Below are 24126 nucleotides of genomic sequence, written 5' to 3' on the forward strand. Positions count from 1 at the left end.
TGCGCTACGCTTTTATTTTTGAAACAAGGGGACAACAAGATGCGTAAACTATTTTCGTCACGCGCCGTTGTAACAATTATTATTTCCTGCATTGTGATTGTGGGGTTAATTGCAGGGTCTAACTGGTGGGCGAAGCGAACGAATCAACCACCATTTATACAACGCTTTGGTAATGATTTAGCTGGCGGTGTTAGTCGTGTTATTTCTGTGCCAACGACGGCAATCGGTCGCACAGCAAATAGCATTGGCAATTTATTAGATACGTTTGAAGAGAATCAAGCATTGAAATCAAAAATTGATGAGTTTGCACAAGATAAGGTTCGGTTGCAGACAGTGGAGGAGGAAAATGCTTCACTTAAAAAGCAACTCAAACTCGAAGCCACACTCACTGATTATAAGACGGTTTCTGCTGTGACGATTAGTCGTTCGCCAAGCACATGGCAATCACAACTTGTTATTAATAAAGGATTAAATTCAGGTCTTAAAAAAGGCATGCCAGTATTGGCGGGTGCCGGCATTATCGGGCGAATCAGTGAGGTGAATACGACCAATTCAAAAGTGGCGTTAATTTCAGATACCAGTGAAGATGCTAATCGATTTGCAATTACGATTAAGGGTGAAAATGGTGATGTTAATGGTATTGTCACGAATTTTAATCGTGAGAAAAATCAATTGATTATGGGCCAAGTGACGTCTGATAATAAAATTAAATCAGGTGATCTTGTTGAAACATCTGGTTTAGGTGGCGTTATTCCTTCTGGATTGTATGTTGGCAAGGTAGCCAGCGTTTCTAAAGATGACTACGGTTTGTCGAAACGCATCAATATTGAACCAGCTGCCGATTTGGGCAACATTACAACAGTCGTTGTTGCAGTATCAGAGATTGGAGCGCAATAATGGCATTTTGGCAGTTAACACGGTTGCGTGTTGTTTATCCAGTTGTGTTGATCTTTCTTCTATTTGTTGATGGCTCTTTGATGGCTGGTATGGGTGGTATTTTTACTGCGTTTCCATGGTATATTTTACCAACCCTCACATTAGGATGGTTGTTTTATGGTGTTCAGTTCGAAGTAGAACCTGATGTGCCACTTTGGGTATATGTCATTTTGATAGGCGTCTTGTTTGATATGTATTATACAGGTATTTTTGGTACCTATACGTTGGCATTTGCTGTTGCCGTTGCTGTAATGAAACAGTGTCATAAGGTATTAGATGACCGTCTACTGAGCGGTTTATCTGTGTTCTTGATTGGATTAGTTAGCTTTTTAGTTGTAACCTATGTCGCCGGATTTATAATTGGTATTGCAAATGTTAGTTTGACGACTTTTTTTATGTTCGAAGTATTGCCAACGGTCATTCTAAACACTGTGATTGTCGCGCTTTGTTACTATCCAATTTTGTCCTTATTTCAATTTTTGAGATAGTTCTTGACAAACTAAAAAAAAAGACTAAAATAAGAGGTATATTAAAAAACGTTGAGCAGAAGAGTAGTTTGAGATTTTCTTCAGAGAGTTTGCGGGTAGTGTGAGCAAATGATTATCTTAAATGAAACACATCTGCGAGTGTGTGATTGAAGTTAAGTAGGTCATGTCGGGGTTGCCCGTTATCGCATACAGTCTTTTGACTTATTGAGACGTAATCAGTGATGGTTATGTGATAAGAGGTGGAACCGCGGAAAACGCCCTCTGAATACATACGTATTCAGAGGGCGTTTTGGCGTTTTTAACATAAAAGACTGACAGAGTAGTTTTGTGTGAACAAAATTAAAATCTGAGGTGGCACCATGCTAACGCATCCTCTTGCATATGATTTGCAAGAGGATTTTTTAATTAAATCAGCGTTGTTAATAACGCTTAAAAAGGAGTAAATGATGAACTATTTTCTAGAAATTGCCCCAAACTTACTAGCAGGTTTGAAAATGACGCTGGGGGTGTTCTTTTTAACAATTATTGGATCTGTACCACTGGGTATTATCGTGTCCCTTGGTATGAAATCAGAATATTTTACAGTCCGTTGGTTAATTAATGGCTATATTTGGATTATGCGCGGCACACCATTACTGTTGCAACTGATATTTGTTTACTATGGTTTAGGTATGATGGGCATCACTTTTCCTCGCTTTGAGGCGGCAGTTATCGCGTTTATTATAAACTATGCAGCATACTTAGCCGAAATCTTCCGTGGTGGTCTACAATCTGTACCGCGCGGTCAATACGATGCTGCTCGCGTTCTTGGATTTACACGAACACAAACTTTTTTTAAAATCGTATTACCACAAGTGATTAAAATTGTTGTGCCATCATTTGGTAATGAAGTTATTAATCTGGTGAAAGACACATCGTTGGTCTATGTGATTGGATTGGGTGATATTTTACGAGCAGGAAATATTGCTGCCAGTCGTGATGTGACATTGGTCCCATATCTACTTGTGGGATTAATTTACTTACTGATGACAGCCATCGTCACAGTATTACTGCGTCGTAGTGAGAAACGCCTGAATATATGGAGATAACGCATGTTAGAAATTAAAAAATTAACTAAAAAATATAATAGTAACACAATATTTAAAGCACTTGATTTAACTGTGTTAGATGGTGAAGTTTTGAGTATTGTCGGACCATCTGGTATTGGTAAAACCACGTTGATTAAAATATTGGCAGGACTTGAAACGGCTGATAGTGGCGAAGTTATCTTAAATAACGAGCAACTCGCAGTTAATGGGACACGTGCTGATGCCAAAGTTGGTTTGATTTTTCAAGATTTTAATCTTTTCCCTAACTATACGGTGCTTGATAATATTATACTAGCACCAATTAGTGTTAATAAAATTGATAAAACAACAGCTCAAGAGCAAGCTCGTGATATTCTTAAGACGTTGGGTATGGTTGACAAGGCAGATTTGTATCCTTTTCAATTGTCAGGTGGACAGAAACAGCGGGTGGCCATTGCGCGGGCATTAGCCATGAATCCACAAATTTTAGCTTATGATGAACCTACAAGTGGTCTGGACGACGCTTCAACAAAACAAGTAGCTGAGGTTGTTAAAGCGTTGAAAGCACAAGGGGTAACACAAATGATTATTACCCATGACCATCCTTTTGCTGAATTGGTTTCTGACCGTGTCTTTGATTTTGCAACGGAGGTTTCGCGCTGATGGTAAGTATGAAGAAAAAAATTATTGTCAACTCAATTATTGGTTTAATCGTTGTTGGTATTGTGAGCTGGTTAGCGATTAGTTTAAATTCAGGCACTAAAAATACTGCGCAAAATACGCAAAAAGCAACGAAAACGGATGACTGGCAGCGCATTAAGCGTGACAAACAAATTACAATTGGTTTGGATGATACATTCGTACCAATGGGATTCCGTGACAAAAATGGTAAGATTATTGGTTTTGATGTTGACTTGGCTAACGCAGTGTTCAAGTCAATGGGTATTACGGTTAAGTGGCAGCCAATTGATTGGTCTATGAAAGAAACGGAATTAAACACTGGGAATATTGATGCCATTTGGAATGGTTATACGAAAACTGCTGCGCGTGCTAAACAAGTATCATTTTCGAAAACGTATCACCGAGCAACACAAGTGTTAGTTACACTAAAGAAAAATAATATTAATCAGTTTTCTGATATGCAAGGTAAGGTTTTGGGAGATCAAACGGCGTCTAGTGGTGACGAGACGTTCAATGAACATCCTAAAGTCTTGAAACAATATGTTAAGGATCAAAAAGTGATTGGGTATGATACCTTCGACAAGGCATTCACTGATCTAAATGCTGGCCGAATTGATGGTTTGTTAATCGATGAAGACTATGCACGTTATTATGTAGCGCATCAAGCTAATCCTAAGAATTATACGGTTACAGTTGGCGACTTCGCTGTTGATCAGACTGCAGTTGGATTCCGTAAGTCAGATGTCAAGTTACGTCAGGCTGTCAATAAAACATTGGATAAGTTTAAAAAAGATGGGCGCATGACCAGAATTGAAAATAAATGGTTCTCAAATTAATGCCTGTTTTAAAATAAAAGCGACAGATTATTCAATTAGTGAATAACCTGTCGCTTTTTGTATAAGAATAATCTTATTTCGTCATGAAACCCTGAAAAATGGTAAACTAATAGTAATGTTAAAAACTGGAAGAGGGAATGTATGATAAGAGATTCATTGTGGATGATAGTTTCAGTTCTGTTAGTCATCAACACATTTGTGGCGATTATTACTGTTTTTAGTCAAAAAAGAGATATTGCTACAATTTGGGCTTGGTTACTTGTGTTAATCGCGTTACCTGTTGTGGGTTTCTTTATATTTTTCTTAGTGGGTAGTCGTATATCGAATAAGAAAATTTTTAGACTGAGGACACAAGATCAGCGTGGATTAGAACAAATAGCAAACAATCAGAAACGGCAACTGCACAAAATCGAGCAACTCTTACCAATTCCTGATTCAGCGTCTGAACTAGTCCGGCTATTTCTGACATCTGATGACGCCGTATTAACGCGTGGAAATGATATTCAAACATTCACAGATGGTTACGAGAAATTTAAGGCATTGTTTGAGGACATTCGTCATGCCGCCCATCACATTCATCTGGAATATTTTACGATTTACGATGATAGAGTGGGTAATCAATTAATTGATTTATTAGTTCAAAAAGCACGTGAAGGGGTTGAAGTTCGTGTGGTTTACGACCAATTTGGATCACATGGACAACACCGTGACATGTATAAGCGCTTACGTGATGCTGGTGGTGTGGCGGTCCCTTTTCTTATGCGCCGTTTCCAACTCCTGACATTACGATTTAATTTTAGAAATCATCGAAAAATAGCGATTGTTGATGGTGTTATTGGCTATGTGGGTGGGTTTAACGTTGGTGATCAATACTTGGGCGAGTTCAAAAAATTTGGGCATTGGCGTGATACACACATTCGTATCCATGGTGACGCAGTATTATCAATGCAAAGTCGATTTTTAATGGATTGGAACGCTACCGCTGAAGCAAACGAGCTGTTAACGCAAACGATTGATTATTTTCCAGAAATATCAGAATTACCTGGACGTTCTATGGTGCAAATTGTTTCCAGTGGTCCAGACAATGACTTGAAGCAAATTAAGCAGGGTTTTATGCGTATGTTTGCCTCAGCCGGTTCTGAAATCACGATTCAAACACCGTACTTTATTCCTGATGCTGCTGTTTTAGAAACATTGGAAATTGCTGTTATGTCTGGTGTCCGAGTACGTTTAATGATTCCAAATAAACCCGATCATCCGCTTGTTTATCGTGCAACACAATATTATGCCAAAGAACTTATCGAACTTGGTGCAGAGGTGTACCGTTATGATGGTGGATTTTTACATAGTAAAGTCGTGATTATTGATCATGAAATTGGTACGGTTGGTTCGGCTAATATGGATATTAGGTCTTTTGTTTTGAATTTTGAAACAAATGCTTTTGTCTATGATCCGGAGTTTGCAACCCATTTAGAAACGCTATTTGAAAAAGATATTGATAGTTCAACAAGATTAACAATAGAGGATTTTGAAAAACAATCATTCTGGTTGACTTTCTTGCAAAAGTTCAGCCGTTTGTTTTCCCCAATATTATGAAAAAAATACAACTTAAAAAAGGTGTGAACCTTGTCGTTCTACCAACAACACAATTTAAAACGCTCCACATCGCAGTAGATTTCGTTGCACCTTTGCAGCAAACTAATGTTGCGGCAAGATCATTACTAACCTATTTGACTGCTGTTAGTTCAAAGAAATATCCTAGTCAACAAATTGTGGCTCAGAAAACAATTGATTTGTATGGTGCACAGTATCAAACAGATGTTTTGCGTTTTGGACAAACACATCATGTGCGTTATACATTGCAAATGCCAGCGCCGATTTATGTTGGACAAGAAAAAACATTATTGCATGATGCTTTTGATTTTTTACGTGACATGATTTTTGATCCATTAGTTGCAAATAGTCAATTTGATCAAGCAACATTTATCAAAGAAAAACAAAGTCTAATCAACGAGTTAGATAGTTTGAGTGATGATAAGAATCGCTATGCTATGTCTAAGCTACGTGAGCTGACCTATAATGAACCTGCGATGAAAGTGTCTTCGTCAGGTCGTGTCAGTGATGTTAAAGCGCTCACTTCAGACGATGTCTACGCCGCGTATCAAAATATGATAGCCAATGATACGATGAATCTGATTGTTTTCGGTGATATTGATGAATCACGTATTTTATCAGAATTGAAAACATGGTTGTTAGTAGATCGCCAAGTAAAAATGTTACAACCATTTTATCGACAACCTTTGTTAGAAACGCCACATGAATCTTTTGAGACGCAAGCAGACATTAATCAGGCTATTTTAACGTTAGGGTACCGGCTAGCTTTGGCTCCTGACGATCCAAGACGATTCGTTGCTCTAGTGATGAATGCGCTCTTTGGTGGCTCGCCACTATCTAAGCTTTTTGTTAATGTTCGTGAGAAAGAATCGCTCGCATACAGTATTTATTCCCGTTGGCAACACGATACTGGCTTTATGGTTGTTGCGGCAGGGCTTGATGCTGATAAAGTGTCACAGGCCAAACATATGATTCAAGCACAAATAACGGCAATTCAATTAGGAGAATTTAGTCATGCTACCTTGTCGGCTGTTAAAGCAAGCCTAATTAATGATTATTTAAGTCAACAAGACTCGCCAACAAGTGAAATTGAGCTAGCTTTTTCTCGTTTGTTAACACAGCGCGAGACATCTATTGATGATTGGGTAGATGCTGTGAACGGTGTAACAGCATCTGACGTGGTTAAGTTAGCAGGAAACATGGTATTGCAAAGTCAGTTTACATTACTACCCGAGGTTTAATTCATGACAGAAAAACAATATCCACAATTAAAAGAACATATATTGACGGAAGTGTTAGACAACGGGTTGAAAGTCGTCCTGATACCAAAAAATGATTATCATAAGACGTTTGCAGTTATGACGACTCCTTTTGGTGCTTTAGACACACGGTTTCAAATTAACGATGAACTGCCAATTGATATTCCAGCAGGAACAGCTCATTTTTTAGAACATAAGTTATTTGAAAAAGAACATAGTGATGCATTCACACGCTTTGGGGAACTTGGGGCGGATGCCAATGCGTTCACAAACGCTTATCAAACGAGTTATCTCTTTTCCACGACTCAAAATTTAAAACCAGCCCTTGAACACTTGTTAGATTTTGTACAAAATCCATATTTTAGTGATCAAACCATTGTTAAAGAACAAGGCATCATTGGTCAAGAGATTCAGATGTATGAGGATGACGCCAATTGGGCTGTTTACATGGGTCTTTTGCAACTCATGTATCCAAACGCGCCTTTAGCGGAAGATATTGCTGGCACAAAAGCATCTATTGCTCAAATCACACCAGCCCTGTTATATAATATTCATCGTGCTTTTTACCAGCCAAAACAAATGACTTTACAGCTGGTAGGTCATTTTGATCCTAAGTCCGTGTTAGCAATCATTCAAGAAAATCAAGATAAAAAAACTTTTGAAAATGTTACGGTGCAACGTTTTGAATCAACAATCGCACCGCCAATTAAACAAGCGGTAGTTAAAAAATTTGATGTGTCACGTCCTAAAATAGCACTAGGTATAAGGTTACCAGAAAGCGGTTTGACAGGACAAGAAGCGACTAAATTCATCTTAGTAGCCGACATTTTATCTGATATATTATTCGGTGAGCAGACAGACTGGTATCAAAACCTGTATAATAAGGGTATTATCGATACTGAATTTGAAACATCATTTGATTTACTGCGACGTTATCAATTTGTGAGTTTCTTTTCAGAAACCACTGAGTATGATAAGCTAACTGACGCCATTGAAAAACAAATTGCTAATTATCGAACAGTCCTTGCAGGTCAGATGACCAGTTTTGAATCGTTACGACGGGCAACTTTAGGGGAGGGAATTCAACGTTTGAATTCTTTAGAAAGTATTGCTTTGCGTGGGGATGATGTGCTTTTTGGTACTAATTTATTTGATAAAATTATGTTACTAAAAAACTTAACGTATAATGATATATTAGATGGTGCTGAAAAAATATATCAAAACGCTCAGTTACAACGTTTTGTTTTGCAAAAATAGTATTGGGAAAAATATGACTGAAACTTTAACAAACCAGATAGGTGAGCAACTAAAAACTGCACGCCTTAAGAAAAATTTAACATTAGATGATATTCAAGCATCAACCAAGATTCAGAGAAGATATCTTGAAGCGATTGAGAACAATAATCTTGGTATTTTACCAGGAGATTTTTATGTGCGTGCCTTTATTCGACAGTACGCCATGGCTGTTGGTTTAAATCCAGAAGATTTGTTAGGTGAAACGCCTGCTTCAATTTCTCGAACCAATGATCTCAGCCGAGCTCATCGAGATAATGATGGTGTTGTGCGTGCAGGATTAGATTCTTCACCATCCGTCCAGTCACGTCTATCAAACATGTTACCAACAATTTGGATGGGTGCGTTAATAGTTGTGGTGCTCATTGCTGTTTGGTTTGTGCTAACACATTTGACTACTGGGGGGCAACAAAGTAACGATAATGGTAATGTATCAGTATCAACAACCAACGTCCCTGATGATAGTTCTAAACAGGCATCGTCTACAGCTAAAGCATCGAGTTCAAGTAAAAAGAAACCAAAGAAAACTGAATCTAAATTAGATTTAGGAACACCTGAACAAAATGTTGCTTTGCAAACAACTATCTATAATTTATCAGGGCAGGCAGATAAACAGCATGTCGTTAAGATAAGCGCGCAAGGTGCAGGCACAAATGTTAGATTAACAGCTGGAGATACTGTTTTGTTAAATGAGATGGTTACTGGGGATAAAACAATTAATATTCCTAAAGGCACAACGGCTGTTAATGCGCAATTTACAAATGTGACTAATGCAGTTATGACATTTGACAAGCAAAAAGTTACTGTTGTTGACACGGCAACGCCGTTTTGGAACGTCTTAGTGAACTTGGATAATTAAGAGGACATCATGAATTTACCTAATAAACTAACTGTTTTTCGTATCATTTTAATCCCTGTTTTTATTTTAATATTGACATTGCCCTATCAATGGTTAACTATTAATGTATCAGATGTGGCATTACCAATGAATTGGTTGATTGCGGCCATCGTTTTTGCTGTTGCATCGGTTACTGATTTCTTGGATGGCAAGATAGCTCGTAGTCAACACCTGGTTACTAATTTTGGCAAATTTGCTGACCCATTGGCGGACAAATTATTAGTCTTAACTGCGTTGATATTTTTAACAAGTTTTGGTGTTGTACCTGCTTGGATGACAGCTGTGATTGTCATCCGTGAATTAGCTATTACTGGACTAAGAACATTAATTGTTGAAAATAATGGTCAGATATTGGCAGCGCAGATGCCCGGTAAAATTAAAACATTTTCTCAAATGTTTGCTATTTTTTTCTTATACCTTAAAAACATACCATTTGTTTTTATAGGTTTTCCAATCGGAAATATTTTGTTATGGATTGCGGTTATTTTTACCATATATTCCGGTATAGATTATTTTTGGCAAAATCGTTATGTTTTTTCAGACGGGATGTAAAAGCGCAATAAGCGCTTTTTTCGTATCATATATTGAAGCGAACACGAACGAACAATTGTTCGCAAAATGCTTGCTTTTGACTTTAAAAGCAGGTAAACTAATATAGTAAAGTAAAAGGAGTTAGCCACAGATATGGTAACTAAAAAAACGACTAAAAAAGATGATAAAGACAGTCAAGCAAAAGGTCGCAAAGCAGCATTAGATGAAGCGCTAAAGAAAATAGAAAAAAACTTTGGTAAGGGCTCTGTTATGGTATTGGGAGACAATGCACTAACACAGGTTGAAACTTATCCTTCAGGCTCAGTTAAACTAGATGTTGCATTAGGCGTTGGTGGCTACCCAAAAGGCCGTATTATTGAAGTTTATGGACCAGAATCATCTGGTAAAACGACAATTGCCTTACATGCTGTTGCAGAAGTACAGAAAGCAGGCGGTACAGCGGCTTATATTGATGCTGAAAATGCTTTGGATGTTAAATATGCCGAAGCATTGGGTGTAAAAAAAGATGAATTATTGCTATCACAACCAGATACTGGTGAACAAGGGTTAGAAATTGCTGATGCGCTAGTTCAATCAGGCGCTGTAGACATGATTGTTGTTGATTCCGTTGCCGCGTTGGTACCTCGTGCCGAAATTGAAGGTGAAATGGGCGATTCTCATGTTGGATTACAAGCACGTCTCATGAGCCAAGCGTTACGTAAATTGGCAGGTACACTAAATCGTACAGGAACAATTGCTATTTTTATTAATCAAATTCGTGAAAAAATTGGCGTGATGTTTGGTAATCCCGAAACAACACCTGGCGGCCGTGCATTGAAATTTTATTCAACAATTCGTTTAGAAGTTCGTCGTTCAACTCAAATTAAAGATGGTACTGATGTGACCGGAAATTTAACAAAGGTTAAGGTCGTAAAGAATAAGGTAGCACCACCATTCAAAGTTGCTGAAGTTGATATTATGTATGGTAAGGGAATCTCTCAGACAGGTGAAATACTAGATCTCGGTGCGGAACAAGAAATCATTAGGAAAGCCGGTGCTTTTTATTATTATAATGACATTAAAGTAGGTCAAGGTCGTGAAAAAGCTAAGGAATTTTTGGATGCACCTGAAAATGCCGAAATGAGACAGGAAATTTATACCAAAGTACGTGATGCTTTTGGTATAGGAGATGGTGATTCATCAGAGATGTTAGAGTCAGATGATGTGTCTGATTTAGATCAGACGGATACACTAGAACTAGTATCTGATGACGATGATTTAACAGATGAACCAATTGTATAAAAACTGTAAAGAATATATGGAAACGCTAGGGCGTTTCCTTTTTTTTTGTTACAATGCAAGTAAATAAACATTTGGAGAGGAATGCACTTAAACTAATTAAGTGTATGAGGATCATGGCAAAAATTTTAGTAGTGGATGATGAAACTTCAATTTCAACGTTGTTAAAATACAACTTAGAGCAAAATGGTTATACCGTAACCGTGGCAGCTGACGGTCAGACGGCCTATGAACTGATAGGCAAACAAAATTTTGATGCCATATTGCTTGATCTCATGTTGCCCGTGATGGATGGGATGACTGTTTTAAAAACGATACGTCAAGATAAAATCAGTACACCAGTGATACTGGTTACTGCAAAAGGTGATGAGTTTGACCGCGTATTTGGACTTGAATTAGGAGCTGATGACTATATCACAAAGCCGTTTAGTCCACGTGAAGTCATTGCGCGTCTGAAAGCTGTATTAAGGCGTTCGCAGGTTGATCATCATGAATCAGAACGAACAGATGCGATTAAAATTCAAAATCTAGTTATTGATGATAATAAAAAAGTCGTCACAAAAAATGATAAAATACTGACTCTGACACCACGAGAATACGAACTATTGTTGTACTTTTCTCAAAGGGTTGGTCGTGTGATTGATCGTGAAACGATTTTAACAGCGGTATGGGGTTATGAATTCGTGGGTGAAAGTCGTATGGTTGATATGCATATTAGTAATTTAAGAGAAAAGATTGAGACAAATCCAAAATCACCAGAAGTATTAAAAACAGTTCGTGGTTTTGGTTATACCATGGTTAATTAAGATTGTAAATTTTCCTTTACAATGCTTTACTCAATCGTGACAGTTTTGCGAGTGTTTCTTTGACACAGCGTGCGTAATATATAACTTGTAAACAAGGACAGGCACCCAAGAGCCTCTACTACAACCAAGTTTACATTACATACGCTTCCAAAAGAAGCATAGACAAGGGAGAACGAGTCATGAACAAAACAATTGTCGGAATCATTGGTGGTGTCGTTGTTATAGCAGCAGGTGTCGCCATATATACGAATGCCAATTCAGGTAAGAGTACGGCAAAAAATGAAGCAAGTAAAGCATCGTCAACAAATTTGAGTGGCAAGGTGCTTTCGCTTGGCTCAACTGCTTTGCAACCATTAGCAGAACAAGTTGGTACATCATTCCAGGAAAAAAATCCCGGTGTCACAATTACAGTTCAAGGCGGCGGTTCTGGTGCTGGTTTGAGTCAAGTAGCTAGTGGTTCAGCGCAAATCGGTAATTCTGATGTCTTTGCGGAAGAAAAAGAAGGTGTTGACGCTTCTAAGTTGAAAGATCATCAGGTAGCAGTTGTTGGTATTGCACCAGTAGTCAATTCGGATGTGCAAGTTGCTAACATTTCTAAGGAACAACTACGTGATATCTTTACTGGTAAGATTACCAACTGGAAATCTGTTGGTGGTAAAGATGAAAAAATTGTCGTTATTAACCGTGCAACTGGATCAGGTACACGAGCAGTATTTGAGAAAAATGTGTTAGATGGTCAAAATGCAGTGCAATCAACAGAACAAGATTCTAATGGTACGGTGCAGAAAATAGTTTCTACCACACCGGGGTCTATTTCATACTTAGCCTTTGCTTATTTAGATGCTTCAGGTATTAAGGCATTAAATATTGACAAAGTAACACCAGATAAGAAAAATGTTGAAGATAATTCGTGGCCAATTTGGGCATATGAACATATGTATACCAAGGGTGAACCTACAGGTGCAACAAAGGCATTCTTAGCCTACTTTACAACAAAAGACGTGCAGAAGACAATTGTGCCTAAATTGGGTTATATTGGATTAACTGACATGAAAGTGACTCGTGATGCAACTGGTAAAGTGACTAATAAATAAATCAGATATCAATATAAATACGAAAATCCGCGCAGGCGGATTTTTTTGTTATGATAGTTATATTGGAGTAGTTTATGAAAAAAAAAATCTTGAAATATCTATCATTTTTAGCAGTTAATATGATTATGACAGGCTTGTTGGACAGCATGATAACTTTTACTAATCATCAACGACTTATTGTAGTTAGTGTCATGATTATTGCGGCAGTGTTTGAAATGTGGTTAGCAACACTTTGGGAGAACAGTCAGCAGCAAGCGTTGCGCGTGATGCAAAAAAGAATACAGTCAACGATAGCAGGAAATATACCGCGTGAAGTTTTAGTCGAACCAGGATCGTCATATGATGCATTGATTCGACAGTTTAATGTTTTACAAAACTATATTTATCATACACAACAAGCAGCACAAAGAGACGTGACAAATTATCAATCATTACTTGCAAGTTTGCCTGTGGGTGTCATTAATGTGAATCGGCAACATGTCATTGATGTTTTTAATGAAACGGCAGCTAATTTGTTAGGTATTGCTAGACCGACAACACCAATTGCCGAAAGTTTAGTTATTCGCCAATTTACACTTTCGGAACTAATCACACAAACCTTTAATACAAAGCAGCATCAACAATCAATTTTGAATTTACAAATTGCTGGTGAGGTAAAGCAGTATGAAGTGAGTACGTTATATCATCAAGGGGATTTGCAACATGCGGAAGTCATGATTATTTTATATGATCTTACTTCTGTTTTACAAGCTGAGCGTATGCAGTCAGATTTTTTAGCCAATGCGTCGCATGAATTAAAAACACCACTAACTGCAATTACTGGATTTGTCGAAACGTTACAAGGTCCAGCAGGCGAATCACTTGAAACGCGGCAACAGTTTCTTGGCATTGTAGCTGAGGAAGCGCAACGCCTAACATCACTTGTTAGTGATATTTTGTCGTTATCACGTGTCCAACAAAAAAGTGAAGCAGTGTCTCTTGAAATGGCAGTTCATGACATGGTAAATGATCAGTGGCAACATGTTCAGACATTAGCCAGTGTGAAACATGTCGCTCTCAAAAATGATGTGCCTTCTGATTTTTTTGTTAGGGGTTTTAAAAATGATATGGCAACTATTCTACAAAATTTGATTGTTAATGCGGTCAAGTATAACAAGCCAAACGGTCATATTTTAATCACAGCTTATAAAGATCACCAACACTGGCAAATTAATGTGAAAGATACAGGTATTGGTATTCCAAAGAATCAACAGTCTCGTATTTTTGAACGTTTTTATCGTGGGGATGAATCACGTCAACGCACGATTGCCAGCGGTACAGGTCTTGGGTTATCTATTGTAAATGAAATTGTCAGGAAACATAATGGTGATTTAAAGGTGAATTCTCAAGTCGGCGTTGGGACGACGATTAGTGTCACTTTACCTTTGTAAGTTTCTTCTTTACACAATCTTTACAAAACATCGTTGTTACTTTTACATCGTTCTAAGATAATAAAGATGTAGTAGTTAAATCTTGGGAGGCATTATCATGTCGAAATCACATCGCGGCGCGATTGTATCAACAATTGTAGCTGTGGGTATTGTGGCGGTATTTGGAACCGCTTATGCAGCACGAGATAAAGGTGCCACGAGCACATCAATCACGGCTGTCGGATCAACGGCGTTGCAACCACTCGTTGAGGCTGCCGGTGAAGAGTATGCAAAAGCAAACTTAGGCACATTTATAAATGTGCAAGGTGGCGGAACCGGTACAGGGCTAAGTCAGGTATCTCAGGGCGCTGTTGATCTTGGTAATTCAGATGTTTTTGCCGAGGAAAAAGAGGGCATTAATGCTAAAAAATTAGTGGATCACCAGGTTGCTGTTGTGGGTATTGCACCTCTTTTAAATAAAACTAATGGCATAAAAAATCTATCAACTGCCCAATTAAAAGCTATATTTACTGGCAAAGTAACTAATTGGCGTCAACTGGGTGGTGAAAATCAAAAAATTATTATTATTAATCGTGCGGCAGGGTCTGGTACACGAGCCACATTTGAAAAATGGGGCTTACAGGGTGCACAGAGTATCCAAGCGCAGGAACAAGATTCGTCTGGTATGGTCAGATCAATTGTTGCAACAACACCAGGAGCAATATCATATACAGCTTTTGGGTATATTGACAAAACAGTCGTGGCAGCATCAGTGAATAATATACAACCGACAAATAAAAATGTTTCAAATGGTCAGTATCCTATCTGGTCTTACGAGCATGTCTATACAAATGGGGAACCAAGTAAACCTGTCGCCAAGTTTTTGGATTATCTCATGTCAAAAGATATTCAAAGTACATTGGTGCCAAAATTAGGTTACATCTCTATACATGATATGCATATTACCCGACAGGTAAACGGTAAAGTCGTTGAAAGATAATTTGAAACCGATAAACATTAATTAATTATTAGAATGGAACAATTAAAAAAATGCGTCTCATATCTTTTTAAGCAGTACAAATAACGTACGTATTTAAAACGATGTTTGATGTAATGGAGATAAAATGGATAACATTACACAGAAGTTGATGCAAAAATCTGAATCAACAAAAAAAGATTCGTTAGGAAAGATGATCAGTTTAGCGGCTCTGATCCTGATTGTAATTGTGGTTGTTTCAATATTTGCCTTTGTTATGAGTCGTGGATTATCAACATTTATTACAGGTGGCGTCCATGTTAAAGACTTTTTATTTGGTTCAACATGGAATCCGTCGGTTGTTAATCCGCAAACAAAGCAGCCATATATCGGTGCATTGCCAATGATCATTGGCTCATTCTTAGTTACATTTTTGGCAGCAATTATAGCAACGCCTTTTGCTATAGGCACATCATTATTTATGACTGAGATTGCACAAAAACGTGGTGCAAAAATTATGCAACCTGTTATTGAGTTGTTAGTCGGTATTCCATCTGTTGTTTATGGATTTATTGGTTTAACTGTTGTTGTGCCAACTATTCGTCATATATTTGGCGGTTCAGGTTTTGGTATTTTATCGGGTACAATTGTACTTTTTGTTATGATTTTACCAACAATTACATCTATGACCGTTGATACTTTGAAATCTGTTCCGAGACATTATCGAGAATCGGCATTAGCTATAGGCGCAACGCGGTGGCAGATGATATATAAGGTTGTTCTACGTGCCGCAACACCTGGTATTTTAACAGCAATCGTTTTCGGTATGGCGCGTGCGTTTGGTGAGGCTTTAGCCGTGCAAATGGTTATTGGTAATGCGGCATTGATGCCACATAACTTGATATCACCAGCTTCAACATTAACATCAGTATTAACAATGGGAATTGGTAACACTGTCATGGGATCATTGCAAAATGATGTTTTGTGGACATTGGCGATGATTCTACTCCTAATGTCATTGGTATTTAACTTAATTGTTCGTGCGATTGGACGTAAAGGAGAAATGAAATAATGAATGCAAAAACTGCTGATAAAATAGCAACGGGCGTGATTTATGCAATTTCTGCTATTGTGGCGCTAATTTTGATTGCGATGCTTGCCTTCATCTTGGTAAGAGGTGTACCGCACTTATCTTGGCATTTCTTAACTTCACCAGCAAAGGCCTTTGAGGCTGGCGGCGGTATTGGTATCCAGCTTTTTAATTCGTTTTATTTGCTCATTTTAGCAATGCTCATTAGCTTTCCAATTGCTTTAGGGGCGGCTATTTATTTGAATGAATATGCTAAAAAAAGTAAGTTTACAACAGTGGTGCGTACAGCAATTGAAATTTTAAGCTCGTTACCATCAGTTGTTGTTGGCTTGTTTGGTTTCTTGATATTTGTTGTACAATTCCATTTTGGATTCTCAATTTTATCCGGTGCGATTGCGTTGACTTTCTTTAACTTACCCTTGTTGACCCGATCAATCGAAACGAGTTTAGCACAAATTCCTGACCTTCAACGAGAAGCTGGGTCAGCTCTTGGCTTATCACGTTGGGAAACCGTCATTCATGTGATTTTGCCAGCTGCTGTGCCATCAATAGTTACGGGTGTGGTTTTGTCAGCTGGTCGTGTTTTCGGTGAAGCAGCCGCCTTGATTTACACAGCAGGACAATCAGCTCCAGCATTGAATTTTGCTGATTGGAATCCATTTAACATTGCTAGCCCGTTGAGTCCAATGCGTCCTGCTGAAACTTTGGCTGTTCATATTTGGAAAATTAATTCTGAAGGCATTATGCCGGATTTAGATGCAGTTTCTGCTGGTGCTTCCGCAGTTCTGATTATTGTTGTGTTGCTATTTAACTTGAGTGCTCGAAAAATTGGTGCACAGCTTTACAAAAAACTGACAAGTGCCTAACGATATGTAGGCGAAGCCGTTTGTATGACGCCGGTCATTTAATAGCACGACAGCAGTATTGTCAATACCTCAAATAATTAGAGTAACGGAGAAAAAATGGCTAATAACATTGATTTAAAACCAGTGAGCGAGTTCATTACTGAAAATGCGCCAGAGCGTTTCATTGTTGACATGAACTCTGACAAGCATGAAATTGCGATTTCAACAAAAGATTTACAAGTTTATTATGGTGATAATTTAGCATTGAGTGAAGGCGATTTATCTTTTGAACGCTATAAAATTACAAGCTTAGTAGGTGCATCTGGCTCAGGTAAGTCAACATTTTTGCGCTCTTTAAATCGCATGAATGATAGTGTTGCCACAGTTAATGGTAATATTATGTATCGTGGTGTTGATATTAATACAAAAGCAATTGACGTTTATGAAATGCGCCGTCATATTGGTATGGTTTTTCAAAGACCCAATCCTTTTGCAAAATCAATTTACAATAACATTACATTTGCCTTAACGCAACGTGATCACTATACTAAGCAAGAACTTGATGAAATTGTTGAAACAAGTTTAAAACAAGCAGCATTATGGGACCAAGTTAAGGATGAGTTGGATAAGTCGGCGCTAGCTTTGTCTGGTGGGCAGGCACAACGTCTAGTAATTGCTCGTGCGTTAGCTCTAAAACCGGATATTTTGTTGCTAGATGAACCATCAAGTGCTCTTGATCCAATATCTTCTGCCCAAGTGGAAGATACATTATTGGAATTAAAAAATCAGTATACAATTATTATCGTGACTCACAATATGCAACAAGCAGCACGTATCAGTGATTACACAGCGTTTTTCCACATGGGTAAGGTCATAGAGTATGATTTGACACGCAAGATTTTTACGCGACCAAAAGTAGCATTGACAAATGATTACATTTCGGGGAACTTCGGATGACAGATATTAAACAAGACAATATACTTGAAACACGAGATGTTAAATTATGGTACGGTCAAAAAGAAGCACTGCATGGGATTAATCTTAATTTCCCTAAAAAAGGGATTACTGCTTTGATTGGACCTTCGGGATCAGGTAAGTCAACTTATTTACGTGCTTTAAATCGGATGCATGACTTAGAAGATAATGTGACAGTGACTGGAACATTTGATTTTAATGGGACAGATATTTATGCACCAACAACAGACACAGTTGATTTGCGTAAACAAATTGGGATGGTTTTCCAACAACCTAATCCGTTTCCATTCTCTATTTATGAAAATGTTGCTTTTGGTTTAAAATTGGCAGGAATTAAAGATAAAGCAGTACTTGATGAGGCAGTTGAAAAATCTTTGAAGCAATCATCTGTTTGGGAAGAAGTAAAAGATGATTTGCATAAGTCAGCGTTAGGGCTATCTGGTGGACAACAACAGCGTGTATCGCTGGCACGTGTTTTGGCTACAGCCCCAGACTTATTATTATTGGATGAGCCGACCTCTGCTTTAGACCCAGTTTCTAGTCATAATATTGAAGAAACACTCTTGAACTTGCGTGACGATTATGCGATGATTATTGTTACACACTCGATGTCTCAAGCTTCAAGAATATCGGACCGGACCGCTTTCTTTTTAAGTGGTGATTTAATTGAAGTTGATGCAACTAAGCATATTTTCTTAAATCCGCAAAGACAAGAGACACAAGACTATGTCAGTGGTCGATTTGGATAATTAATTGGCTCATATATTTATGAAGAGGAGAAACAACATGCGACGATTATTTGATGAAGAATTAGCAGATCTAGATAATTCATTTACAGAAATGGGGATGCTTGTTGCCCAAACAATTCAAAAATCTGTTCAATCATTTGTGGATCATGATCGTGAAGGAGCGAAAGCTATTTTAGAGAATGATCACCAAATTAATGAACGAGAAGCAGCGATTGAAAAGAAAACGTTCGAAATGATTGCTTTATATCAACCGGTGACAACTGATTTGCGTGAGATTGTGACCATTTTAAAGGCCGTATCTGTATTAGAGCGTATGGGAGATCAAGCGCGTAATATTGCAAATTCGACCATTCGTGTTAAGGGTACAAAACATATTGCTAGTGTGGAGCAATCCCTTGGTGCTATGGGTGAACAAGTTGCGACAATGGTATCAACTGTTATGGAATATTATATTAAAAATGATGCACTTGGTGCGGAAGCTATTGCGGATGAAAATCAATCATTGTCAAAACGTGCAGCACAAGTACGTTTTGATTCTGTGGAAGGCATGAAAGAAGATGCGGAATTAGTTGACTCTGCTGCTGATTATCTGGTTATTGCTGGTTATCTGAAGCGCATTGGTGATTATACAACTGATATTGCTGAATGGATTGTTTATAAACGTACAGGAAAAATTATTGAGTTAAACCCAGGTTATAATTATTTCATTTAAACTAAGATTAATTGATAGTTACGGATCGCTTTGATAGCGCGAAGCAAACGAAAGCGACCAGTTAAAACGACTAAACGATAGTTTAGTCGTTTTTGTTTCTCAAGATGTGCAAACTTTTGGTATAATAAAGTAGTACTTAACCATAAGTAAACGTGATATAACAGTATGTTAAGCGCTTACAATGTAGTATACTAGGAGGCAATATGAGGTTCTTGGCACGATTAGCGACAACAATGTTAGTTTTTTTAGTGCTTTCAGCACTTTTTCAAGCGCAATTTCGTGTTGATAATTGGTTAACGGCTTTGGGCGCAGCCTTAGTGTTGGCGTTGTTAAATACAATTATTAAACCAGTTTTGACGATTTTAACGCTACCGTTGACATTTTTAACTTTTGGTTTATTTACAATCGTTATCAATGCGATTATGCTCGAATTAACAGCAGGTCTTGTTGGTGGCTTTGACTTTTCAAGTTTCGGTTGGGCTATGTTAACAGCGATTATTTTATCGCTTGTGAACACCATGTTGACAACTGACTTACGCGTAAACGTAGAAAGAAAATAAAATGGCACAAAATTCAGTAACAGTAAAACAATTAGTTGATAATACACGTCTTGAAATTGTGGCTGGCGCACAATACTTAGAACGTGATATCACAACAGCAGATATCTCACGACCTGGACTTGAAATGACGGGTTACTTTAATTATTATGCGCCAGAACGTGTGCAGTTGCTTGGTATTACAGAAACGTCGTTTTCAGAACGTATGGGTCATGAAGAATTATTAATGGTCTACCGTCGCATGGCTGACGCTAAAACACCTGCTTTTGTTGTCTCAACAGGTTTGCCAATTAGCGAGGAACTCAAACAAGCGGCTAATGAGGCACATATTCCAATATTAACGTCAACATTAACTTCTTCGCGTATTTTGTCTAATATGACTTATTACTTAGGCGGCCAACTAGCACCACGCGAAAATGTTCACGGTGTCTTAATCGATGTGCATGGTTTAGGTGTGTTGATTACAGGAGATGCAGGGATTGGAAAAACAGAATCGGCATTGGAACTAATACAACAAGATAAGGCACGCCTGGTTGCTGATGATCGTGTGGATATTTATCAAGAGGATGAAGAACGCTTAATTGGTGAGCCAAATGGTGTGCTGCGTAATATGATGGAAATTCGCGGTGTGGGTATTATTGATGTGCAACAAGTTTACGGTGCTGTATCTGTCCGATCTCATGCAACCATTGCACTGAATATTCATTTGTCCAGTGGTAAAATTGGTGAAGCTAATTTTGACCGTTTGGGGAATGATAATGATACGCTTGAAATATTGGGTGTTAAAATTAAACGCATGGTTGTACCTGTTACACCTGGGCGAAACACAGCCAGTGTGATTGATGCAGCCGCGGTTAAGTTTCGAACAGCGAATATGGGCATTGACGCTTTAAAAACGTTAGAAAAGCGTATGTCAGCGGAAATGCTGAAAAACGAACAAAAGGACTTGGAGAGTAAAAATGACTAAGATAGCTGTTCTTGGTGCTGGATCATGGGGCACTGCCTTAGCCAATATTGCTTCGGAAAACGGGCATGACGTCCGCTTATGGACGCATCGTGCTGATCAAGTGGTAGAAATTAACCAACAACACCAAAATGTTAAATATTTGCCAGATGCGACGTTAACTGACCGTTTGGTAGCAACCAACGATATGTTGGTAGCTGTTAAAGATGTTGATATCGTGCTCAGTGTGGTACCAACTAAGGCTGTTCGACAAGTAGCACAACAACTAACGAAAGCCCTGCAAGAACTGTCTCAAAAAGTGATTTTAGCGCATGCAACAAAGGGATTGGAACCAGGGACCTACAAACGTATTTCAGAGATGTTGGCTGAAGAAGTACCAGAGGCTAACCGTTCAGCGTTAGTGGTTGTTTCGGGGCCTTCACATGCTGAAGATGTTATCAAACACGACTTGACGGCTGTTTCGATTGGTAGTTCAGATGAATCAGCTGCAAAGTTGTTGCAGTTAGCATTGTCTAATCATAATTTTCGAGCATATACAAACCATGATTTATTGGGTTCAGAGTTATTTGCAGCGTTAAAAAATATTGTTGCAATTGGATCTGGTATGTTAATTGGATTGGGTTATGGCGCAAATGCTCAAGCAGCGTTGATAACAAGAAGCCTAGTTGAGATGCGTGAACTTGGCTTGGCTATGGGTGCTAAAGAGTCAACGTTATATGAGCTTGCGGGTATTGGTGATTTGATTGTGACAGGTATGTCACCAAATTCACGTAACTATCGCGCTGGTGTAGCACTTGGTAAGGGTAGAGATTTGCAACAGGTTATTGACGATATGGGGATGGTTATTGAAGGTGTGAGCACCACAAAGGCTGTTTATGATTTTTCAAAAACGTACCATGTTAACATGCCAATAACGGATGCGATATATCAGGCACTATACGAAAATAAGCCTCTGCGTGAGGTCATTAAAGACCTTATGTCACGTCCGCTTAAGTCTGAAGATTGATTTAATCTAACGTTTAAACGAAGAATAAGAAAGAGAGTAGTCATAAAAATGAAACCAGTACGTAAAGCAATTATTCCAGCAGCCGGACTAGGCACACGTTTCTTGCCAGCAACAAAAGCATTGGCTAAAGAAATGTTACCAATTGTTGATACACCAACAATAGAATACATCGTTCGTGAGGCCATTGCTTCGGGAATTGAGGATATTGTCATTGTTGATGGCAAATCAAAGCGATCAATTGAAGATCATTTTGATTCAAATCCTGAGTTGGAGAATAACTTGCGCGACAAGGGTAAAGATGAGTTGCTCAAGATTGTTCAGGAAACGACGGATATTAATATGTATTTTATTCGTCAATCACATCCTAAAGGTTTAGGAGATGCCGTGTTAACGGCCAAAGCCTTTATTGGTGACGAACCATTTGTGGTGTTACTAGGTGATGATTTAATGGAGGACGAAGTGCCATTGACAAAGCAACTAATCCAACGCTATGAAGAGACTGGTGAATCAACATTAGCTGTTATGAAAGTACCACATGATCAGGTTTCTGAATATGGCGTGATTGATCCGGCAGCAGAAGCTTCAAATGGCCTATACCGTGTTAAATCATTTGTTGAAAAGCCTAAGCCAGAAGATGCGCCATCTGATTTAGCAATTATTGGGCGTTATTTGTTAACGCCTGAAATATTTGAAGAATTAGAAAACACAAAGCCAGGCAAGGGTAATGAAATACAACTAACAGATGCGATTGATTCATTGAATAATCGTCAACATGTTTATGCACATCAATTTAAAGGCAATCGTTATGACATCGGTTCAAAAATTGGTTTCTTAGAAACAAACATTGAGTTTGGTCTGAAGCACCCACAAACCAAAGATCAATTACGCGCCTACATTAAAGAATTAGCAGCAAAACTTTAAGATTGAGGTATCGTTTAAGGGGTATTAATGTGTTTAAGCTGAGCGAAACATCATAAAATGGGTTCGCTAATAGCAAATCGTTACGCTCGACAAATGGTCTAAACGCGTGTAAAATTGGGTTAACAAAAAGTAAGTGAAATGAGGGTTATTCGATGGCAGATTATAAGCGGTATGATGTTGTGATTATTGGGGCAGGACCTGCCGGCATGACAGCTGCTACCTATGCCTCACGTGCTAATTTATCAGTTTTGATGTTGGATCGTGGTATATATGGCGGGCAAATGAACAATACAGCCGAGGTTGAAAACTATCCAGGATTTGATTCGATTTTAGGACCAGATTTATCAGAAAAGATGTATGCCTCTTCAACCCAATTTGGCGCTGAGTATGGCTTCGGGGTTGTTGAAAATATTGAAATAGAAGGACATAATAAAATTATTCATACGGATATGGATAATTACATTGCTAAGGCGGTTATTATTGCTACAGGTTCAGAACATACGCATTTAGGTGTTGATGGTGAAGAAGATTATCAAGGTCGTGGTGTGAGTTACTGTGCTGTATGCGATGGGGCATTCTTCCGCAATGATGATGTTGTTGTCATTGGTGGTGGTGATTCTGCTGTTGAAGAGGGGCTATATTTAGCTAATGTTGTTAAGTCAGTCACGGTGTTACATCGTCGTGATAAACTTCGTGCACAACAGATCACTCAAGAACGGGCTTTTGATAATGATAAGATGTCATTTCGTTGGCATACCGAAGTGACTGAAATTCTGGGTGACGGAGATAAAGTTACCGGTGTTCGCGTTATTAATAATCAAACGCAAGAAGTATCTGAGATTGCTACAGGCGGTGTTTTTGTATATGTTGGTCTAAAACCTAATACACAAGGACTCGAAAATTTAAATATTACGGATAAAGCCGGTTGGATAATGACAGATGATCGTATGCGGACAGCTGTTGATGGTATCTTTGCTGTCGGCGATGTTCGAGCAAAAGAATTGCGTCAAATCACAACTGCTGTTGGTGACGGTAGTGTGGCCGGTCAGGGCGTCTATGATTATATTAGTGCCTTACCTGCTGAAGTTAAATCAGTATAATGCCTTTTTAAAAGTAAATT

The 24126-nt window shown here is 38.4% G+C and carries 25 protein-coding genes and 1 other annotated feature; all 25 genes read left to right on the forward strand.

The window, feature by feature from the left end:
• Positions 1–39: 39 nt before the first annotated feature.
• The 25 genes from mreC to trxB all read left to right on the forward strand — a co-directional run bounded on the left by mreC (position 40) and on the right by trxB (position 24106).
• Positions 40–897, forward strand: a complete 858-nt coding sequence (gene mreC, locus LKI_RS08710) for a rod shape-determining protein MreC (protein ID WP_013103776.1) — start codon at positions 40–42, stop codon at positions 895–897.
• The gene (gene mreD, locus LKI_RS08715; RefSeq protein ID WP_013103777.1) at positions 897–1424 is read left to right on the forward strand and encodes a rod shape-determining protein MreD; all 528 of its coding nucleotides are present in this window, start codon (positions 897–899) and stop codon (positions 1422–1424) included. Before mreC ends, mreD begins: the two co-directional genes overlap by 1 nt.
• Positions 1425–1466: 42 nt before the next feature.
• Positions 1467–1689, forward strand: a binding site (T-box leader).
• A 181-nt stretch (positions 1690–1870) separates the two neighbouring features.
• Positions 1871–2512: an amino acid ABC transporter permease gene (locus LKI_RS08720; protein ID WP_013103778.1), complete on the forward strand. Its 642-nt coding sequence runs from the start codon at positions 1871–1873 to the stop codon at positions 2510–2512.
• Between the two features lie 3 nt (positions 2513–2515).
• A complete protein-coding gene (locus LKI_RS08725; protein WP_013103779.1) occupies positions 2516–3154 on the forward strand; it encodes an amino acid ABC transporter ATP-binding protein in 639 nt (212 codons plus the stop codon).
• Positions 3154–4008 carry an amino acid ABC transporter substrate-binding protein gene (locus tag LKI_RS08730; RefSeq protein ID WP_013103780.1) on the forward strand — a complete coding sequence of 285 codons (855 nt, stop codon included), beginning with the start codon at positions 3154–3156 and terminating at the stop codon, positions 4006–4008. The genes LKI_RS08725 and LKI_RS08730 overlap by 1 nt, the downstream gene beginning before the upstream one ends.
• Before the next feature lie 141 nt (positions 4009–4149).
• On the forward strand, positions 4150–5604 hold the full coding sequence (gene cls / locus LKI_RS08735; RefSeq protein WP_041762604.1) for a cardiolipin synthase: 1455 nt from the start codon (positions 4150–4152) through the stop codon (positions 5602–5604).
• Entirely contained in the window at positions 5601–6863 is a 1263-nt protein-coding gene (gene yfmF, locus LKI_RS08740; protein WP_013103782.1) for an EF-P 5-aminopentanol modification-associated protein YfmF, read from the forward strand. The genes cls and yfmF overlap by 4 nt, the downstream gene beginning before the upstream one ends.
• Before the next feature lie 3 nt (positions 6864–6866).
• Positions 6867–8138 (forward strand): EF-P 5-aminopentanol modification-associated protein YfmH, encoded by a 1272-nt coding sequence (yfmH, locus tag LKI_RS08745; RefSeq protein WP_013103783.1) that lies wholly within the window; start codon positions 6867–6869, stop codon positions 8136–8138.
• A 13-nt stretch (positions 8139–8151) separates the two neighbouring features.
• Positions 8152–9033 (forward strand): helix-turn-helix domain-containing protein, encoded by an 882-nt coding sequence (locus LKI_RS08750; RefSeq protein ID WP_013103784.1) that lies wholly within the window; start codon positions 8152–8154, stop codon positions 9031–9033.
• A 9-nt stretch (positions 9034–9042) separates the two neighbouring features.
• Positions 9043–9624 (forward strand): CDP-diacylglycerol--glycerol-3-phosphate 3-phosphatidyltransferase, encoded by a 582-nt coding sequence (gene pgsA, locus LKI_RS08755; protein ID WP_013103785.1) that lies wholly within the window; start codon positions 9043–9045, stop codon positions 9622–9624.
• A 132-nt stretch (positions 9625–9756) separates the two neighbouring features.
• Positions 9757–10905: a recombinase RecA gene (gene recA, locus LKI_RS08760; RefSeq protein WP_013103786.1), complete on the forward strand. Its 1149-nt coding sequence runs from the start codon at positions 9757–9759 to the stop codon at positions 10903–10905.
• 113 nt (positions 10906–11018) lie between these two features.
• On the forward strand, positions 11019–11708 hold the full coding sequence (locus tag LKI_RS08765) for a response regulator transcription factor (RefSeq protein WP_013103787.1): 690 nt from the start codon (positions 11019–11021) through the stop codon (positions 11706–11708).
• Positions 11709–11887: 179 nt separating this feature from the next.
• Positions 11888–12802: a phosphate ABC transporter substrate-binding protein gene (locus tag LKI_RS08770; RefSeq protein WP_013103788.1), complete on the forward strand. Its 915-nt coding sequence runs from the start codon at positions 11888–11890 to the stop codon at positions 12800–12802.
• A 74-nt stretch (positions 12803–12876) separates the two neighbouring features.
• Positions 12877–14232 (forward strand): sensor histidine kinase, encoded by a 1356-nt coding sequence (locus tag LKI_RS08775; protein ID WP_013103789.1) that lies wholly within the window; start codon positions 12877–12879, stop codon positions 14230–14232.
• 97 nt (positions 14233–14329) lie between these two features.
• Entirely contained in the window at positions 14330–15211 is an 882-nt protein-coding gene (locus LKI_RS08780; protein WP_013103790.1) for a phosphate ABC transporter substrate-binding protein PstS family protein, read from the forward strand.
• Between the two features lie 124 nt (positions 15212–15335).
• Entirely contained in the window at positions 15336–16259 is a 924-nt protein-coding gene (gene pstC / locus LKI_RS08785; protein WP_013103791.1) for a phosphate ABC transporter permease subunit PstC, read from the forward strand.
• The gene (pstA, locus tag LKI_RS08790; RefSeq protein WP_013103792.1) at positions 16259–17143 is read left to right on the forward strand and encodes a phosphate ABC transporter permease PstA; all 885 of its coding nucleotides are present in this window, start codon (positions 16259–16261) and stop codon (positions 17141–17143) included. The genes pstC and pstA overlap by 1 nt, the downstream gene beginning before the upstream one ends.
• 96 nt (positions 17144–17239) lie before the next feature.
• Complete coding sequence (pstB, locus tag LKI_RS08795) at positions 17240–18079, forward strand: phosphate ABC transporter ATP-binding protein PstB (RefSeq protein ID WP_013103793.1); 840 nt, start codon at positions 17240–17242, stop codon at positions 18077–18079.
• Positions 18076–18846: a phosphate ABC transporter ATP-binding protein PstB gene (gene pstB, locus LKI_RS08800; protein ID WP_013103794.1), complete on the forward strand. Its 771-nt coding sequence runs from the start codon at positions 18076–18078 to the stop codon at positions 18844–18846. The genes pstB (LKI_RS08795) and pstB (LKI_RS08800) overlap by 4 nt, the downstream gene beginning before the upstream one ends.
• Positions 18847–18883: 37 nt before the next feature.
• Positions 18884–19558, forward strand: coding sequence for a phosphate signaling complex protein PhoU (phoU, locus tag LKI_RS08805; RefSeq protein ID WP_013103795.1), 675 nt, complete (start codon positions 18884–18886; stop codon positions 19556–19558).
• Between the two features lie 203 nt (positions 19559–19761).
• The gene (locus tag LKI_RS08810; protein WP_013103796.1) at positions 19762–20118 is read left to right on the forward strand and encodes a phage holin family protein; all 357 of its coding nucleotides are present in this window, start codon (positions 19762–19764) and stop codon (positions 20116–20118) included.
• A gap of 1 nt (position 20119) precedes the next feature.
• Positions 20120–21082: an HPr(Ser) kinase/phosphatase gene (hprK, locus tag LKI_RS08815; RefSeq protein WP_013103797.1), complete on the forward strand. Its 963-nt coding sequence runs from the start codon at positions 20120–20122 to the stop codon at positions 21080–21082.
• Complete coding sequence (locus tag LKI_RS08820) at positions 21075–22085, forward strand: NAD(P)H-dependent glycerol-3-phosphate dehydrogenase (protein WP_013103798.1); 1011 nt, start codon at positions 21075–21077, stop codon at positions 22083–22085. The genes hprK and LKI_RS08820 overlap by 8 nt, the downstream gene beginning before the upstream one ends.
• Before the next feature lie 48 nt (positions 22086–22133).
• Complete coding sequence (galU, locus tag LKI_RS08825) at positions 22134–23006, forward strand: UTP--glucose-1-phosphate uridylyltransferase GalU (protein WP_013103799.1); 873 nt, start codon at positions 22134–22136, stop codon at positions 23004–23006.
• A 152-nt stretch (positions 23007–23158) separates the two neighbouring features.
• Entirely contained in the window at positions 23159–24106 is a 948-nt protein-coding gene (gene trxB, locus LKI_RS08830) for a thioredoxin-disulfide reductase (protein ID WP_013103800.1), read from the forward strand.
• The last annotated feature ends 20 nt before the right edge of the window (positions 24107–24126 follow it).

The sequence above is a fragment of the Leuconostoc kimchii IMSNU 11154 genome, assembly GCF_000092505.1.
GTDB lineage: Bacteria > Bacillota > Bacilli > Lactobacillales > Lactobacillaceae > Leuconostoc > Leuconostoc kimchii.

Bases quoted from the DNA above. Each gene is read 5' to 3' on its own strand.
- mreC (WP_013103776.1), top strand. From the start codon at position 40: ATGCGTAAACTATTTTCGTCACGCGCCGTTGTAACAATTATTATTTCC.
- mreD (WP_013103777.1), top strand. From the start codon at position 897: ATGGCATTTTGGCAGTTAACACGGTTGCGTGTTGTTTATCCAGTTGTG.
- LKI_RS08720 (WP_013103778.1), top strand. From the start codon at position 1,871: ATGAACTATTTTCTAGAAATTGCCCCAAACTTACTAGCAGGTTTGAAA.
- LKI_RS08725 (WP_013103779.1), top strand. From the start codon at position 2,516: ATGTTAGAAATTAAAAAATTAACTAAAAAATATAATAGTAACACAATA.
- LKI_RS08730 (WP_013103780.1), top strand. From the start codon at position 3,154: ATGGTAAGTATGAAGAAAAAAATTATTGTCAACTCAATTATTGGTTTA.
- cls (WP_041762604.1), top strand. From the start codon at position 4,150: ATGATAAGAGATTCATTGTGGATGATAGTTTCAGTTCTGTTAGTCATC.
- yfmF (WP_013103782.1), top strand. From the start codon at position 5,601: ATGAAAAAAATACAACTTAAAAAAGGTGTGAACCTTGTCGTTCTACCA.
- yfmH (WP_013103783.1), top strand. From the start codon at position 6,867: ATGACAGAAAAACAATATCCACAATTAAAAGAACATATATTGACGGAA.
- LKI_RS08750 (WP_013103784.1), top strand. From the start codon at position 8,152: ATGACTGAAACTTTAACAAACCAGATAGGTGAGCAACTAAAAACTGCA.
- pgsA (WP_013103785.1), top strand. From the start codon at position 9,043: ATGAATTTACCTAATAAACTAACTGTTTTTCGTATCATTTTAATCCCT.
- recA (WP_013103786.1), top strand. From the start codon at position 9,757: ATGGTAACTAAAAAAACGACTAAAAAAGATGATAAAGACAGTCAAGCA.
- LKI_RS08765 (WP_013103787.1), top strand. From the start codon at position 11,019: ATGGCAAAAATTTTAGTAGTGGATGATGAAACTTCAATTTCAACGTTG.
- LKI_RS08770 (WP_013103788.1), top strand. From the start codon at position 11,888: ATGAACAAAACAATTGTCGGAATCATTGGTGGTGTCGTTGTTATAGCA.
- LKI_RS08775 (WP_013103789.1), top strand. From the start codon at position 12,877: ATGAAAAAAAAAATCTTGAAATATCTATCATTTTTAGCAGTTAATATG.
- LKI_RS08780 (WP_013103790.1), top strand. From the start codon at position 14,330: ATGTCGAAATCACATCGCGGCGCGATTGTATCAACAATTGTAGCTGTG.
- pstC (WP_013103791.1), top strand. From the start codon at position 15,336: ATGGATAACATTACACAGAAGTTGATGCAAAAATCTGAATCAACAAAA.
- pstA (WP_013103792.1), top strand. From the start codon at position 16,259: ATGAATGCAAAAACTGCTGATAAAATAGCAACGGGCGTGATTTATGCA.
- pstB (WP_013103793.1), top strand. From the start codon at position 17,240: ATGGCTAATAACATTGATTTAAAACCAGTGAGCGAGTTCATTACTGAA.
- pstB (WP_013103794.1), top strand. From the start codon at position 18,076: ATGACAGATATTAAACAAGACAATATACTTGAAACACGAGATGTTAAA.
- phoU (WP_013103795.1), top strand. From the start codon at position 18,884: ATGCGACGATTATTTGATGAAGAATTAGCAGATCTAGATAATTCATTT.
- LKI_RS08810 (WP_013103796.1), top strand. From the start codon at position 19,762: ATGAGGTTCTTGGCACGATTAGCGACAACAATGTTAGTTTTTTTAGTG.
- hprK (WP_013103797.1), top strand. From the start codon at position 20,120: ATGGCACAAAATTCAGTAACAGTAAAACAATTAGTTGATAATACACGT.
- LKI_RS08820 (WP_013103798.1), top strand. From the start codon at position 21,075: ATGACTAAGATAGCTGTTCTTGGTGCTGGATCATGGGGCACTGCCTTA.
- galU (WP_013103799.1), top strand. From the start codon at position 22,134: ATGAAACCAGTACGTAAAGCAATTATTCCAGCAGCCGGACTAGGCACA.
- trxB (WP_013103800.1), top strand. From the start codon at position 23,159: ATGGCAGATTATAAGCGGTATGATGTTGTGATTATTGGGGCAGGACCT.